This is a genomic window from Pseudoxanthomonas sp. z9 (assembly GCF_006542425.1).
Lineage (GTDB): Bacteria > Pseudomonadota > Gammaproteobacteria > Xanthomonadales > Xanthomonadaceae > Pseudoxanthomonas_A.
In genome coordinates this window covers 494,161-509,649 of record NZ_VFID01000007.1, presented here as the reverse complement: position 1 = coordinate 509,649, position 15,489 = coordinate 494,161, and the positions used below count along the sequence as shown (strand labels likewise).

Genomic DNA, 15,489 nt, shown 5'->3' with positions numbered 1-15,489 from the left:
GGCCTGACGTGCGCATGAGGCATGGCGGAGCGGAGCGAGCTCTGCTCTACGGGGACGCGATGTGGTTTGGCGTAGAGCGGAGCTCGCTCCGCTCCTCGGGATCCGGCCAGAGGCGGCCGTCGATCAGGCGGTGGCTTTCATGGACCGTGCCGGCGGGCAGGGGCGCGTGGGTGATGATCAGGACCGCGCGATCGGCGGCCGCCTCGGCGACATCGCGCATCAGTGCATCGGCGGTGTCCTGGTCCAGGCCTTCGGTGGGTTCGTCGAGCAGCAGCAACGGCGTCTCGCGCAACAGCGCGCGCGCCAGCGCCAGGCGCCGGGCCTGGCCGGCCGAGAGGGTCGCGCCGCTTTCGCCGACCCAGCCATCGAGGCCGTCGCTCCAGCCTCGCACCAGCGTGTCCAGCCGGACCTGCGCCAGCGCCCGCCACAGCTTTGCGTCGTCGGCGCCGGGATCGCCGATGCGCAGGTTGTCGCGCACGCTGCCGGCGAAGATCGGCGCGTCCTGCGGCAACCAGGCCAGGCGTGCATGCCAGTCGGCGCCGCGGAAACGGCGCAGATCGTGGCCCGCGTAAAGCAGCCGGCCCGCGTCGGGATCGCGCAGGCGCAGCAGCAATGCGAGAAGCGATGACTTGCCGGCGCCGCTGTCGCCGCGGATGGCAATGCGACGTCCCGGCGCGAGCACCAGATCCACGCCTTCCAGCAGCCGGCGCGTTTCGCCCGGCCAGGCGAAGGCCACGCCTTCCAGCACCAGCGCGCCCTGCGCGGGCACGGCGACGGAATCGGCGGGGTCGTCGATCTCCGGGCGCTGCATCGCCACCTCGTCCAGCCGCCGCGCGGAGGCACGCGCGGCCTGCCAGGCCTGCCATGCCACGCCGATGCCGGCGGCGGCTTCCAGCAGGGCCAGGGTCATGAAGAACAGGCCGCCCGCCGCGGGCGCGGACAAGCGCCGCGCATCGACCGCATCGAACAGCAACCCGCCCAGCGCCGGCAGCAGCAATGCCGCCAGCAGGCCGTGGAGCAGCACGCCGAGCGCGAGCCGCCGCTTGCGCTGGCGCTCCCGTCCGGCCAATGCCACTGCGTCCGCGTCCACCCGCGCCAGCCAACCGTCCACCGCGTCGAGCGCGACCAGATCGCTGGCGCCCTCCAGCCCTTCGAGCACCGCGTAGCGCAGGCGCGCGCGTGCTTCGGCGCGTTCGCGTTCCAGGCCGCGCGCGCCGGCCTGGATCGCCCACGGCACCGCCACCGCGATCAGGACGAACACCATCGCCAGCAACAGTCCAGCGGCGGGCAGCAGCCAGCACGTGACGACGACGCCGATCGACAGCACCGTCGCCAGCGACACCAGCGGACCGAGCGCGCGCACCAGCAGGCCGTCGACCGCCTCGATGTCGGCGACCAGTCGCGCCAGCAGATCGCCCACGCGATAGCGCCCCAGCCCCAGCGGCGCCAGTGGCAGCGCGCGGCGGAAGAACCACACCCGCAGATCCTTCGCCAGCGCCAGGGTGACGTCGTGGCCGACCAGTTTTTCCGCGTAGCGCGAGAGGATGCGGGCGAAGGTGAAGGCACGGATGCCGGCCGAAGGACCGAAGAAGTTGAAGCCAATCGCCGCGCTGCCGGCCAGCGCCGCGGCGGTGAGGAAATGCCCGGCCAGGCCGAGCAGGCCGGTGCCGGCGAGCAGGGTGATCAGCAGCAGCGCGAAGGTCAGCGCGATGCCGCCGGCGTGGCGGCGCAACACCCCGCGGAGATCGTCCGGCCGCGCGCTCATGCCGGCGCCTCCGCGGCGTGCGCGTGTGCATCGCGCAGATCCAGCACGCGCCCGGCCATCCGCATCGCCGCCGGGCTGTGGGTGGCCATGATCAGCGTGCGTCCGCATGCGAACTCCGCCAGCGCCTGCAGCACGGCCCGCTCGGTTTCCGGATCGAGGAAGGCGGTGGGTTCGTCCAGCAACAGCAGATCGGGCTTGCGCAGGAACAGCCGTGCCAGCGCCACGCGCCGTGCCTCGCCGCCGGACAGGCCGAAACCGCGCTCGCCGATGACCGTGTGCAGGCCCCGCGGCAGGCGCCGGGCGAAGCGCATCACCTGGGCGGCCTCGGCGGCGTGTTCCAGTTCCGCGTCGCTGGCGCCGGGCGCGGCGATGCGCAGGTTGTCGGCCAGCGTGCCCTGGAACAGGAACGGCCGCTGCGGCGCGTAGCCGATGCGTGGCGACGTGTCGTATTGGATTGATCCTTCGACAGGCGGCAGCCAGCCGGCCAGCGCTTCCAGCAGCGTGCTCTTGCCGCCGCCGCTGGCACCCGCGATCGCGAGGTGTCCGCCGGCTTGCAGTTCGAAGGAGAGGTCACGCAGCGCCAGCGGCACACGGTCGGCGGGACGCAGCGCCAGGCCATCCACCCGCACCGCCGGCGCGCGCGGATCGCTGGCCACGTCCGCGGTCGCCGGCGATGCCGGCGCGATCTCTGGCTCGATGTCTTCCAGCAGATGCGCCATCTCGCCCGCCGCGGCCAGCGCGGCGGCGCGATCGTGGTAGTGCGTCGCCAGCCGCCGCAGCGGCGCGTAGAACTCCGGCGCCAGCAGCAGGCAGAACACGCCGGTCGCCAGATCCAGCGGCGGTCCGCGCAGATCGAGCATGCCCAGGTAGGACAGGCCCAGGTACAGCGCGATCATCGCCACGCTCAGCGAGGCGAAGAATTCCAGCACCGCCGAGGACAGGAAGGCGATGCGCAGGACCTTCAGGCTGCTGTGGCGCAAACCCTCGGCGGCTTGCTCGATGCCGGCCAGTTCGCTGTCGCCGCGTCCGTACAACCGGATCAGGCCGAGGCCGCGCAGGCGATCGGCGAAGTGGCCGCCCATCCGCGCCAGCGCCTGCAGTTGGCGGCGGCTGGCCGCTTCCGCGCCCCAGCCCACCAGCATCATGAAGATCGGCGCCAGCGGCAGGGTGAAGAGCAGGATCAGGCCAACCACGCGATCGGCCCAGAACGCGCCGATCAGGATCAGCAACGGCACCGCCACCACTTCCAGCCGCACCGGCAGGAAACCGCCGAGGTAGCCTTCCAGCGCATCGACGTGGCCACCCAGCATCTCGGCGAGTTCGCCGCTGCGCCGGTGCCGCAGCCAGCGCGGCCCGCGCGCGACCAGTCGGCGCGCCAGTCGCGCACGCACCTGCACGCGCACCGTTTCCACCGCTTCATCGGCCAGCCGCCGCGACGCCCATCCGAGCAACGCGCGCAGCACGCCGACCGCGGCCAGTCCGGCCAGCAGCGCCGCCACCGCGCGCACCGGCGCGTGGTCGACGAAGACCTGCTGCATCGCCCGCGCGATCAGCAGCGCCTGCGGCACCAGCAGCGCGCCCGCCAGCACCGTGCAGACACCGGCCAGCCGCAGCGGACGTGCGGCAAGCGCGGCGAATGCTTTCAGGTGTCGCCGCGCGTCGGGCGCGCGCGCATCCGCCACATCGCTCATGTCGGCAGGGTACGGCAGCCCAGCGCGCTGAGCAGGCCGTGCAGCGCCGGCGCGTGCGCCAGCCAGGGCCCGGCGAGGGTGAGCAGGCCGGCGAACAGCACAATCATCGCCGCGCCGACGCGCGCGCCGGGTCGTTGCAGCCAGCGGCCCATGCGCGCGCCCGACCAGGTCAGCGGCACCATCATCGGCAGCGTACCCAGGCCGAAGGCGAGCATGGTCAGCGCGCTGTCGCGCGCATTGGCCTGCAACCACGCGGCGGTCAGCAGGCTCAGGCTGAGTCCGCAGGGCAGCCAGCCCCACAGCATGCCCAGCGCGATCCGGCGCCAGGCGCGATCGGCCGGCAGCAGGCGCGATTGCAGCGGCCGCAACCATTGCCACAGGCGCGCCGCCGGACGCGACAGGAATTGCAGGCGCGCGCGCCGATCCAGCAGGCGCAGCGCGACCAGCACCAGCACCACGCCCACCGCCATGCGCAGGCCCAGTGCCAGAGTGTCGAAGCGGAACACTTTCAGCAGGCCGCCGCCGAAGCCGCCGACGATCGCGCCGGCCAGCACGTAGCCGCCGACCCGGCCGAGATTGACCTGCAAGGCCGCGCCCCAGCCGCGCTGCGGACTCATCGCGGAGAATCCGGTGGCGATGCCGCCGCACATCGCCGCGCAGTGCACGCCGCCCAGCAGGCCGCTCAGCAGCGCCGCGAGCAGGGTAAGGCTGTCAACCGGCATCGCCCTTGCCCGTATTGCCTGCGGCATCCGTCGGGGACGCCGCGTCGTCGCCTTCCGACGTTGCGGTCTTCGACGGGTGCGCGGGTTTCCGCGCATCCTCGTCGTCGAGGATGTCCAGCGCGGGCGTGTCCAGATCGTCGAACTGGCCGCGCCGCACCGCCCAGATGAAGGCGGCGACCGCCAGGCCCAGCAGCACCAGGCTGATCGGAATGAGCATCAACAGGATGGTCATGGGGCGGACTTGTCCGTGGGCACGCGGGTCAGGCGCAGGGCGTTGGCGGTGACCAGCAGCGAGGATAGCGCCATTCCCAGCGCGGCCAGCCATGGGGTGACCTTGCCGGTGGCGGCCAGCGGCAGCGCCAGCACGTTGTAGGCCAGCGCCCACGCCAGGTTCTCGCGGATGATCCGGCGGGTGCGGCGGGCCAGATCCACGGTGGCCGGCAGGCGCGACAGCGAGGTGCCGGTCATCACCAGATCCGCCGCGCGCTGCGCCAGCGGCGCACCCTGGCCCATCGCCACCGACACGTCCGCGCCGGCCAGCACCGGTGCGTCGTTGATGCCGTCGCCGACCATCGCGACGATCCGGTCCCGTGCCTGGAGTTCGTGCACGAAGGCGAGCTTGTCCTCCGGCGCCTGCCGCGCGCGCGGATCGGCGATGCCCATCTCCGCGGCGAAACGCTGCACCGGCGCGACGCCGTCGCCACTGGCCAGGTGCACGGTGAATCCCTGCGCGCGCAACGCCGCCAGTGCGTCGCGCGCGTCCGGGCGTGCCGATTCGCGCAGCGTGAAGCGGGCGACGCCGCATTCGCCGTCGCCCAGCCAAATCGCGCCATCGTCATCGCCACCGAAGGCGAAATCCGCCCGGCCCAGCCGCCAGGATTCACCCTCGATGCGTCCCTGCACGCCGCGGCCGGTGACGGTTTCGACCTGTCCGGCCTGCAGTGACTCCGCGCCGGCTTCGTCCGCGGCGGCGAGGAAGGCCGGCGCCAGCGGGTGTCCGCTGTCGCGTTCCAGCGCGGCGGCCATCGCCAGCGCCCGCGCCCGGCCGAAGCCATCCAGGCTCTGCGCCTCGACCGTCAGCGTGCGCGGATCGCTCAGCGTGCCGGTCTTGTCGAACACGATGTCGCTGGCGCGCGAGAGCGTGTCCAGCGCGTCGGCGCGCGTGGCCAGCACGCCCAGCTTCGCCAGGGTGCCGTGCGCGGCGGCCAGCGCGGTCGGCACCGATAGCGACAACGCGCATGGACAACTGATCACCAGCAGCGCCAGGGTCACCTCGAAGGCGCGCGCGGGATCATGGAAATGCCAGAACACGTACACCGCCAGCGCCGCCAGCAGCAGGCCGGCGACAAAGCGGCCACCGATGCGATCGGCCGCGCGCGCGATCGGCGGACGGTGCGCCTGCGCCTGATCCACCAGCCGCGCGAGCTGCGACAGGCGGGTCGCGCTGCCGACATCGGTGACCCGCAGGCGCGCGGGATGCTCGCGGCACACGGTGCCGGCGTAGATCGCCGCGCCCGCGCGCTTGCGGATGGGATGCGACTCGCCGGTCAGCAGCGCTTCCTCGAACACCGCGTCGGCGTCCAGCAGCACGCCGTCGGCCGGCACGTTGTCGCCGGCGGCCACCCGCACCACGTCGCCGCTGGCGAGGCTGCCGACCGCCACCGACTCGCGGCTGCCGTCGGCGCGCTCGCGGGTGGCGAAGGCGGGACGTGCGCGCGCCAGCGCATCGACCTGGGCGGTGGCGATGTTGCGCGCGCGCTGTTCCAGCATGCGCGCGGCCAGCAGCAGGAACACGAACATCACCGCCGCGTCGTACCAGACGTGGACGCCGCCGCGGACGGTTTCGACCAGGCTGGCCAGATAGGCGAGCAGGGTGGAGCCGGCGATCAGCGTGTCCATGCCGAGGTGGCGCTCGCGCAGTTCGCGCCAGGCACCGGCCAGGAACGGCCAGCCGGAGTAGAACACCACCGGCGTGGACACCAGGAAGGTCAGCCAGCGGAAGAAATCGCGGGTGGGCACCGGCATGGTCCGGTCCACGTCCAGGTACAGCGCCTCGGCGAACATCATCGCTTGCAATGCGCCCAGCCCGGCGATGCCCAACCGCAGCAGCCAGCGCTTGCGCTCGTCCAGGCGCGCCCGTTCGCTGGCCTCGCCGCCGGCCAGGTAGGGCCGGTAGCCGAGCATGGACAGCCGCTGCAGGATCCGCGACAGTGCCGCGCGCTGCGGATCCCAGGCGATGCGGATGCGTCCGGTGACCGCGTTGGCGGTGCTGTCGAGCACGCCTTCCTCGCGGGCGAGCGCGCGGTCGATCAGCCAGGCGCAGGCGGCGCAGCGCATGCCGTCGGTGAGCAGGATGATTTCGCGCCCGCCGGTGATCGGATGGCTGTGTTCGGCCTGCAGTTCCTCGCGATCCCAGATGCCGAGATCGACCGGTTCGGCGTCCACGCGTCCGGCCGCGGCGCTGCGCAGGCGGTAGTAGCTGCCCAGATCCGAATGGCGGATCCATTCGGCCGCCGCCGCACAGCCTTCGCAGCAGAAGCCTACGGTCTGGCCGTCCAGCGGACGCAGCACCGGTGCGGCTGGCAGGGCCTCGCCGCAGTGGTAGCAATGCGGCGAAGGCGCCGTCGCACTCACGAAGCGGCGTCGTCCCGCAGCGAGGGCGCCAGGTGCACGGCCCGCTGTGCCTTGGGCAGGCGACCGCGCAGGCGCCACTGGCCATCGGCCGGGCCGAGCTGCACCTTCCACGCGTGCGATGCGTCCACCGCTTCATCCAGGCGCCAGCCGTTGCCGGCCGGGGGCAGGCGCAGGCGGCGATCCTCTTCGGCCTTGGTCGGATGTTGCAGATGCAGCTCCAGCGGCGCGCGGCGATCGAACTCGCCGCTGACCGGAATGACTTCCACCACGCCCGCGTCCACCCGCAGCACCGCCGCCAGCTTCATGGCCTGCGCGCGCTGATCGGGGCCGAGGTCGGTGGTCTGGATCTGCGCCATCCGGTCCACCTTGTCGGTGACCGCGTCGGCGCCGCCGGCACGCACGGCGATGTAGACCAGGCCGACGCCGGCGACGATCGAGGCGATCGGCAGGCCGATCACCAGCCACATCACCGGAATGCGCCAGAGGGGGACTTTGGGTTGCGGGGTCATGGAGTGGGTCCGAAGTAGCTGCTTTCGACGATCTTGGTCGACACGCCGTCCTCGCGTTCGACGCGGATGCGGATGGCGTGCCGGCCGGTCACGCTGGACGGCGCGGTCGCGACCAGCGGCAGCGACAGCACTTCCTCGGCATCGGCCTGGACCTGCTTGCCGCCACCGGCCAGGGTGATGCCGGGCGTGTCCGATTCCAGCACGACGCGGTACTGGTGCGACTGCTGGTCCTTGTTGACCAGCTTGAGCGTGTAGCTGTTCTCGATGCGTCCGCCGCCGACGTCGCGGTACAGCGCGTTGCGATCGCGCAGCACCTCGGCGATGACGTCGCTGCGGTGGGTCACGCCCCAGCCCCACGCGGCCAGCAGCGCCAGCAGGATGGTGCCGTAGACGAACACGCGCGGACGCAACACGCGGGTGCCCTTGCCGTCGATGGCGTTCTGGGTGGAATAGCGGATCAGGCCGTTCGGATACCCCATCTTGCCCATCACGTCGTCGCAGGCGTCGATGCAGGCGCCGCAGGCGATGCACTCGTACTGCAGGCCATTGCGGATGTCGATGCCGGTCGGACAGACCTGCACGCAGATGGTGCAGTCGATGCAGTCGCCGAGCTGGTCGGGGGTAAACTTCGGCAGCGGTTCGGCATGCGCGCCGGCGCCGGCGAAGGTGATGGTGCCGCGCGCGTGCAGGCGGTTGTCGGCCGCGGTGGGATGCTGGTAGGCGCGGAACACGTAGTCGTAGGCGGTGGCCTTGTCGAGCAGGCCGCGCGCGCGTTCCAGCACGCTGGCCAGGCCGCGCTTGCGCGGGCCACGCGGTTCGCCGCGCATCGGGTCGTAGGCGATGATCAGGGTGTTGCGGTCGAACATCGCGCTCTGGAAGCGCGCGTAGGGGCACATGTACTTGCACACCTGCTCGCGCAGGAAACCGGCGTTGCCCCAGGTGGCGAGCGCGTAGAACAGCACCCAGAAGGTTTCCCAGCCGCCCCATTCCAGCGGCGCGCGCATGGCGAGGTCGCGGATCGGGGTGAAGAAGCCGACGAAGGTGAAACCGGTCCACAGCGCGAACAGCAGCCAGATCGCGTGCTTGCCGCCCTTGCGCAGGATTTTCTGCCCGTTCCAGGGACCGGCGTCCAGCTTCATGCGCTGGCTGCGGTCGCCCTCGGTCCAGCGCTCCATCCACAGGAACACTTCGGTCCACACCGTCTGCGGGCAGGCGTAGCCGCAGAACAGGCGCCCGGCCAGGGTGGTGAAGAAGAACAGCGCCATCGCCGCGATGATCAGCAGCAGCGCCAGGAACAGGAAGTCCTGTGGCCAGAACGACAGCCCGAACACATAGAACTTGCGCGCCGGAAGATCGAACAGCACCGCCTGGCGGCCGTCCCAGCGCAGCCACGGGAACACATAGAACATGCCCAGCAGCCAGAACACCGCCGCCACGCGCAGCCGGTTGAGGCGGCCGGACACGTCGCGCGGATAGATCTTGCGCTCGCTGACGTAGAGCGAATTGCCCTGGTCGTCCACCACGTCGATGGGAATCTGCCGGCTCATGGCGACACTCCGTTGCGCGATGGGGGCTGGGATTTGCGGTAGAGCGGAATCGGAACGTTCATGGCATGGCTTCGCCGGGGGTTACCGGCGTGGCGTTTGAGGGAGAACCGGACGGATCCAGTCTCCGGCGCGCACGACAGGAGCGGGAGCGACGGTTTGTCGCAGGCCCGCTCCAGGCTTTCATTCCGGCGGCAGCGCGCGGTTGAAGCGGCTGGAGGGCCGCAGGAGTATCCAGGTGAACAGGCTGGACGAGGCGGTCGCCAGCCAGAACATGAAAAAGCCCAGCGTGTAGCCGAGCTCGCGGGTCAGCGGCCAGTCGGGGAAGGTCGCGTCGCGCAGTTGCAGCGGATCCACGAAGGCGAAGAACACCATCGTCGCCACGCCCGCCGCGAAGAAACTGGGCCAGAGGATGGCCCCGATCCGCTGTGCCAGCGGGCGGGGCGGATGGTCCAGTCGGGGTTCGCTGAAATCGGTCATGGCGACGACGTTTCCTTTTATGGCGTGGCGGCGGCGGTTTCCTTGTTGCCCTTGTGCGACAGCGACCAGACATACGCGGCGACCAGGCGCGCGCGGGTCTCGCCGAGGAGCTCACGGTGCGCCGGCATGATGCCATGGCGGCCCTTGCTGATGGTCTGGCGCAGGCTTTCGCTGCTGTCGCCGTACAACCAGTAGTTGTCGGTCAGGTCTGGCGCGCCGAGATCCGGATTGCCCTTGCCTTCGACGCCGTGGCAGGCCACGCACACGCCCTCGTACAGCTTCTTGCCCTGGGAGGCGGGGAAGTTGTTGATCAGCTGATCCGGATGGCCCAGCGTGCGCACGTAGGCGATGGTGTAGTCGACCGCGTTCGGGCCGCCCATGCCGGTCAGCGCGGTGCCCCATTCGGGCATCACGCCGTCGCGGCCGTCCAGCACCGTTTCCAGCACTTTCTCGGGCGAGCCGCCCCAGTGCCAGATGTCGTCGGTCAGGTTGGGGTAGCCGATCGCGCCCTGCGCGGACGAACCGTGGCAGGTGGCGCAGGTGTTGTTGAAGATGGAACGGCCCAGCGACAGCGCTTTCGGATCCTGCGCCAGCTTGTCGATGGCCTGGTCCGCGTAGGGCTTGAAGGTCTGTTCCAGCTTGGCGTCTTCCACCTTCTTCTTGGCGGCGTGTTCGCCGGCGGAGGACCAGTCGGCGGCGCCGGCGTAGCCGCCAAGGCCGCCGTACCACGCGATGTAGCCGATGCCGAACGCGATGGTCAGGTAGAACATGTTGATCCACCAGCGCGGCAACGGCTTGTTGTATTCGGTCAGATCACCGTCCCAGACATGGCTGGTTTCCTCCGGCGCCGGGTCACCCGGGCGACGGCGGGCCGTCCACCACAGCAACCACGCGCAGCCGGCGATGTTCAGCACCACCAGGGCGATGACGTACCACGACCAGCCGCTGTTCATGCCTTGTACTCCTCGTCTTCCTCGTTCAGCGGCAGCGCCGCGGCATCATCGAATTCGGCCTTGCGGCGCGGGCTCCATACCCAGATCCAGCCGCCGATGAACAGCACCAGCAGGATTGCGGTCACGATTCCGGACACCATGTCAGCCTCCCCGCGGCGCGTGCTTGCCGAGCGCCTGCAGGTACGCCACCACGGCGTCCAGCTCGGTCTTGCCCTTCAGTTCCTCGGGCGCGGCCTTGATCTCGGCATCGGTGTAGGGGTCGCCCAGCGCCTTCAGCGCGCCCATCCGCCGCGCGGTGGCCTCGCCGTCGACCTTGTTCTTTTCCAGCCAGGGGAAGCCGGGCATGTTCGACTCGGGCACCACGTCGCGCGGGTTGATCAGGTGCACGCGGTGCCAGTCGTCGGAGTAGCGGCCGCCGACCCGGGCCAGGTCCGGTCCGGTGCGCTTGCTGCCCCACTGGAACGGACGGTCGTAGACCGACTCGCCGGCCAGCGAGTAGTGGCCGTAGCGCTCGCTCTCGAAGCGCAGGGTGCGGACCATCTGCGAGTGGCAGTTGTAGCAGCCTTCGCGGACATACACGTCGCGGCCGGCCAGTTGCAGGGCCGGGTAGGGCTTGACCCCTTCCAGCGGCTTGATGGCCTCGGCCTGGAACATCAGCGGCACGATCTCGGCCAGGCCGCCGAACGACACGACCACCGCGATCAGGATGGCCATCAGGCCGATGTTCTTCTCGATTTTCTCGTGGGAGTTGCTGTTGCTCATGTCGGTCTCGTCCTCAGGCGCGCACTTCGGAAACGTCAACCGGCAGGATCGGTTGCGGTGCGGTCGAACGCGCGGATGCAAACGTCTTCCAGGTATTCCACGCCATCACGCCCATGCCGCTCAGCACCAGCAGGCCGCCGCCCAGGCGGATCAGGTAGTACGGATAGGTGGCGTTGAGCGCCTCGACGAAGCTGTAGGTCAGCGTGCCGTCGGCGTTGGTGGCGCGCCACATCAGGCCCTGCATGACGCCGGCGATCCACATCGAGGCGATGTAGAACACCACGCCCAGGGTGTGCAGCCAGAAGTGCAGGTCGATGGCCTTGGTCGAGAACATGCTGTCCCGGCCCAGCAGGCGCGGCAGCAGCGCGTAGATCGAACCCACCGAGATCATCGCCACCCAGCCCAGCGCGCCGGCGTGCACGTGGCCGACGGTCCAGTCGGTGTAGTGGCTCAGCGAGTTGACCGTCTTGATCGACATCATCGGCCCCTCGAAGGTCGCGATCATGTAGAACGACACGGCGACGATCAGGAACTTCAGGATCGGGTCGGTGCGCAGCTTGTGCCAGACGCCCGACAGGGTCAGGATGCCGTTCAGCGCGCCGCCCCAGGACGGCGCCAGCAGGATCAGCGAGAACACCATGCCCAGCGATTGCGCCCAGTCCGGCAGCGCGGTGTAGTGCAGGTGATGCGGGCCGGCCCACATGTAGACCGCGATCAGCGCCCAGAAGTGGACGATCGACAGGCGGTAGGAATAGACCGGGCGGCCGGCCTGCTTGGGCACGAAGTAATACATCATGCCGAGGAAGCCGGCGGTCAGGAAGAAACCGACCGCGTTGTGGCCGTACCACCACTGCACCATCGCGTCGACCGCGCCGCTGTAGACCGGGTAGGACTTGGTGAAACCGACCGGAATGGCGATGTTGTTGACGATGTGCAGCAGGGCCACGGCGATGATGTAGGCGCCGTAGAACCAGTTGGCCACGTAGATGTGCTTGACCGCGCGCTTGGCGATGGTGCCGAAGAACAGCACCGCGTAGGCCACCCAGACCACCGTGATCAGGATGTCGACCGGCCATTCCAGCTCGGCGTACTCCTTGCCCTGGGTCATTCCCAGCGGCAGGGTGATCGCGGCCGCCAGGATCACCGCCTGCCAGCCCCAGAACACGAAGGCCGCTAGCTTGTCCGAGATCAGCCGGACGTGGCAGGTGCGCTGGACCACGTGCAGGCTGGTCGCGAACAGGGCGCTGCCGCCGAACGCGAAGATCACCGCATTGGTATGCAGGGGGCGCAGCCGGCCATAGCTGAGCCATGGCAGGTCGAAATTCAGCGCCGGCCAGTACAGCTGGGCGGCGATGAATACGCCCACGGCCATCCCCACGATGCCCCAGACCACGGTCATCACCGCGAACTGGCGCACCACCTTGTCGTTATAAGTACCCTGCACGCTCTGCATGCCACCTGCTCCTAGGCTCAACACCATGATCTTCGGCCCCACCGGCCCCGGCCCACATTGATCTGAATCAACCGGGGAGGGGGGAAACGCGGACAGGGGGTGGTCGGCGAACCACGGGCGGCATGTTGGCAACCCGGGACGAGGTCCAGGGTGCGACAGATTGTCACCCCCGCCCGCGCCCTGTGCGGGTCTAGAATTCCCCCCGACACCGCTGCCGAGCCCCCTTCATGCCGGACATGACCGTTGTCGAGCTGTCCCGCCTGCAATTCGCCCTGACGGCGATGTACCACTTCCTGTTCGTGCCACTGACCCTGGGCCTGTCCTTCATGGTGGCCATCATGGAGAGCGTCTACGTCATGACCGGACGTGACGTGTGGCGGCGGATGACCCTGTTCTGGGGCACCCTGTTCGGGGTGAACTTTGCCATGGGTGTCGCCACTGGTATTGTGATGGAGTTCCAGTTCGGCACCAATTGGTCTTATTACAGCCACTACGTCGGCGACATCTTCGGCGCCCCGCTGGCGATCGAGGGCCTGATGGCCTTCTTCCTGGAGGCGACCTTCATCGGCCTGTTCTTCTTCGGCTGGAACCGGCTCAGCAAGGTCCAGCACCTGGCGGTCACCTGGCTGGTCGCGCTGGCGACCAATTTCTCGGCGCTGTGGATCCTGGTCGCCAACGGCTGGATGCAGAACCCGGTCGGCGCGGTGTTCAACCCCGAGACCATGCGCATGGAGATCACCGACTTCATGGCGGTGATCTTCAACCCGGTGGCGCAGGCCAAGTTCGTCCACACGGTCAGCGCCGGCTACGTGACCGGGGCGATGTTCGTGATGTCGATCAGCGCGTTCTACCTGCTGCGCGGCCGCAACGCCGACTTCGCCAAGCGTTCGATGGCGGTGGCGGCCAGCTTCGGCCTGGCCGCGGCGTTGTCGGTGGTGGTGCTGGGCGACGAGAGCGGCTACGCGGTCGGCGAGAACCAGAAGATGAAGCTGGCCGCGATCGAGGCGATGTGGGAGACCGAGCCGGCGCCGGCGGGCTTCAACGCCTTCGCCATTCCCGATCAGGAAACCCGCACCAACCATTACGCGGTGCATATCCCCTACGTGATGGGCATCATCGGCACCCGCTCGCTCGACAAGGAGATGCCCGGCATCCTGGAACTGGTCGAGCGCGCCGAGGGACGCATCCGCAACGGCATCGTCGCCTACGAGAACCTGCAGAAACTGCGCGCCAACCGCGGTGATTCCCACGCGCGTTACATGTTCGAAACCCGCTGGCGCGACATCGGCCACGCCCTGCTGCTGAAGAAGTACCGCGAGGACATCGCCAACGCGACCGACGATGAGATCGTCAAGGCCGCGTTCGACACCGTACCGCACGTGGCGCCGCTGTTCTGGAGTTTCCGCCTGATGGTCGGGCTGGGCTTCTACTTCATCGCCTTCTTCGCCTTCGCGTTCTGGCTGGCCAGCAAACACCAGCTGGACAAGCGGCGCTGGTTCCTGCGGCTGGCCTTCTACAGCCTGCCGTTGCCATGGATCGCGATCGAGGCCGGCTGGCTGATCGCCGAGTACGGCCGCCAGCCGTGGGTGATCGACGGCGTGCTGCCGACCTTCTTCGCCGCTTCGGGCCTGAAGCTGCACCAGATCCTGATTACCCTGAGCGGCTTCGTCACGATCTACACCGTGCTGGCGTTGGTCGAGATCTGGCTGATGCGCAAGCTGATCCTGAAGGGACCCGAGCAGCTCTCGCCGGAATCCCGTGGCGCGGCCGCACCCGCCACCCCACCGGCCACGGCCATCTGAGAGGAGCGCGTCCATGGACACCATTCCGCTCGACTATCCGACCCTGCGCCTGATCTGGTGGGCGCTGCTGGGCATCCTGCTGATCGGCTTTGCGGTGATGGACGGCTTCGACCTGGGCGTGGCGACGCTGCTGCCGGCGGTGGCCCGCACCGACGAGGAACGCCGGATCACGCTGAACGTGATCGGCCCGGTGTGGGAGGGCAACCAGGTCTGGCTGATCGTCGGCGGCGCGGCCATCTTCGCCGCCTGGCCGCCGCTGTACGCGGTCAGCTTTTCCGGCTTCTACATCGCCATGTTCCTGATCCTGATCGCGCTGATCCTGCGTCCGGTCGGTTTCAAGTTCCGCAGCAAGGTGCCGGATCCGCGCTGGCGCGCGGTCTGGGACTGGGCGTTGTTCGTCAGCGGACTGGTGCCGGCGCTGGTATTCGGCGTGGCGATGGGCAACGTGCTGCTCGGTGCGCCGTTCACCTTCGACGACATCCTGCGCCCGCATTACGAGGGTGGCCTGTTCGGGCTGCTCACGCCCTTCGCGCTGCTCTGCGGCCTGGTCAGCGTGGGCATGCTGGTCGCCCATGGCGCCGGCCGGCTGGCGATGAAGACCGAGGGCGCGATCGCCCAACGCGCGCGCCGCTACGGCAGCGTGGCCGCGCTCGCCACCGCGGTGCTGTTCGTGATCGGCGGCGTCTGGCTGGCGAAGGGCGTGAATGGCTATGTGTTGCAGGTCGCCATGGATCCGGCCGGTCCGTCCAATCCGCTGGCCAAGGTGGTGATCGCGCAGCAGGGCGCGTGGATGGGCAACTACGCGCGCTGGCCGGTGATCTGGCTGTTCCCGCTGCTGGGCGTGCTGGGCGCGCTGCTGAGCGCGCTCTGCCTGCGCGTGGGCAAGGGCGGACTGGCGTTCCTGTCCTCGGCGCTGGCGATCGCCGGCATCCTGCTGACCTTCGGCCTGACCACCTTTCCTTTCCTGCTCCCGTCCTCGCTCAATCCCGGCGCCAGCCTGATGGTGTGGGATGCGTCTTCCAGCCACCTGACGCTGTTCATCATGCTGCTGGTGACCGCGTTCTTCCTGCCGATCATCCTGGCTTACACGGCCTGGGTCTACCGGGTGATGCGCGGCAAGGTCGGCGAGGACAGCCTGGATCACGACCAGAATCCGAACGCTTACTGATACCGG

Annotated in this window: 14 protein-coding genes; 2 read left to right on the top strand and 12 right to left on the bottom strand. The window is 69.3% G+C overall.

Going from position 1 to position 15,489, the window contains the following annotated elements; translation table 11 throughout:
- Nucleotides 1-46: 46 nt before the first annotated feature.
- From cydC to ccoN, 12 genes are all read right to left on the bottom strand, one after another.
- The gene (gene cydC / locus FG323_RS09420) at nt 47-1,765 is read right to left on the bottom strand and encodes a thiol reductant ABC exporter subunit CydC (protein ID WP_141454261.1); all 1,719 of its coding nucleotides are present in this window, start codon (nt 1,763-1,765) and stop codon (nt 47-49) included.
- Nucleotides 1,762-3,456, bottom strand: a complete 1,695-nt coding sequence (gene cydD / locus FG323_RS09415) for a thiol reductant ABC exporter subunit CydD (RefSeq protein WP_141454260.1) — start codon at nt 3,454-3,456, stop codon at nt 1,762-1,764. The genes cydC and cydD overlap by 4 nt, the downstream gene beginning before the upstream one ends.
- Nucleotides 3,453-4,178 carry a sulfite exporter TauE/SafE family protein gene (locus FG323_RS09410; protein ID WP_141454259.1) on the bottom strand — a complete coding sequence of 242 codons (726 nt, stop codon included), beginning with the start codon at nt 4,176-4,178 and terminating at the stop codon, nt 3,453-3,455. The genes cydD and FG323_RS09410 overlap by 4 nt, the downstream gene beginning before the upstream one ends.
- Nucleotides 4,168-4,410 carry a cbb3-type cytochrome oxidase assembly protein CcoS gene (gene ccoS, locus FG323_RS09405; RefSeq protein WP_141454258.1) on the bottom strand — a complete coding sequence of 81 codons (243 nt, stop codon included), beginning with the start codon at nt 4,408-4,410 and terminating at the stop codon, nt 4,168-4,170. Before ccoS ends, FG323_RS09410 begins: the two co-directional genes overlap by 11 nt.
- Nucleotides 4,407-6,812 (bottom strand): heavy metal translocating P-type ATPase, encoded by a 2,406-nt coding sequence (locus FG323_RS09400; protein ID WP_141454257.1) that lies wholly within the window; start codon nt 6,810-6,812, stop codon nt 4,407-4,409. Before FG323_RS09400 ends, ccoS begins: the two co-directional genes overlap by 4 nt.
- The gene (locus FG323_RS09395) at nt 6,809-7,321 is read right to left on the bottom strand and encodes a FixH family protein (protein ID WP_141454256.1); all 513 of its coding nucleotides are present in this window, start codon (nt 7,319-7,321) and stop codon (nt 6,809-6,811) included. The genes FG323_RS09400 and FG323_RS09395 overlap by 4 nt, the downstream gene beginning before the upstream one ends.
- Nucleotides 7,318-8,868 (bottom strand): 4Fe-4S dicluster domain-containing protein, encoded by a 1,551-nt coding sequence (locus FG323_RS09390; RefSeq protein WP_141454255.1) that lies wholly within the window; start codon nt 8,866-8,868, stop codon nt 7,318-7,320. The genes FG323_RS09395 and FG323_RS09390 overlap by 4 nt, the downstream gene beginning before the upstream one ends.
- Nucleotides 8,869-9,048: 180 nt before the next feature.
- Nucleotides 9,049-9,345, bottom strand: coding sequence for a hypothetical protein (locus FG323_RS09385; RefSeq protein WP_141454254.1), 297 nt, complete (start codon nt 9,343-9,345; stop codon nt 9,049-9,051).
- A gap of 17 nt (nt 9,346-9,362) precedes the next feature.
- Nucleotides 9,363-10,298 (bottom strand): cytochrome-c oxidase, cbb3-type subunit III, encoded by a 936-nt coding sequence (gene ccoP / locus FG323_RS09380; protein ID WP_141454253.1) that lies wholly within the window; start codon nt 10,296-10,298, stop codon nt 9,363-9,365.
- Nucleotides 10,295-10,438, bottom strand: a complete 144-nt coding sequence (locus FG323_RS09375; protein ID WP_141454252.1) for a cbb3-type cytochrome c oxidase subunit 3 — start codon at nt 10,436-10,438, stop codon at nt 10,295-10,297. Before FG323_RS09375 ends, ccoP begins: the two co-directional genes overlap by 4 nt.
- 1 nt (nt 10,439) lies before the next feature.
- On the bottom strand, nt 10,440-11,060 hold the full coding sequence (ccoO, locus tag FG323_RS09370) for a cytochrome-c oxidase, cbb3-type subunit II (protein ID WP_141454251.1): 621 nt from the start codon (nt 11,058-11,060) through the stop codon (nt 10,440-10,442).
- A 13-nt stretch (nt 11,061-11,073) separates the two neighbouring features.
- Entirely contained in the window at nt 11,074-12,513 is a 1,440-nt protein-coding gene (gene ccoN, locus FG323_RS09365) for a cytochrome-c oxidase, cbb3-type subunit I (protein ID WP_141454250.1), read from the bottom strand.
- 227 nt (nt 12,514-12,740) lie between these two features.
- Between ccoN and FG323_RS09360 the strand changes: the two genes are divergently transcribed.
- Together FG323_RS09360 and cydB are read left to right on the top strand one after the other, a co-directional pair.
- On the top strand, nt 12,741-14,315 hold the full coding sequence (locus tag FG323_RS09360; RefSeq protein ID WP_141454249.1) for a cytochrome ubiquinol oxidase subunit I: 1,575 nt from the start codon (nt 12,741-12,743) through the stop codon (nt 14,313-14,315).
- A 13-nt stretch (nt 14,316-14,328) separates the two neighbouring features.
- Complete coding sequence (gene cydB, locus FG323_RS09355; RefSeq protein WP_141454248.1) at nt 14,329-15,483, top strand: cytochrome d ubiquinol oxidase subunit II; 1,155 nt, start codon at nt 14,329-14,331, stop codon at nt 15,481-15,483.
- The last annotated feature ends 6 nt before the right edge of the window (nt 15,484-15,489 follow it).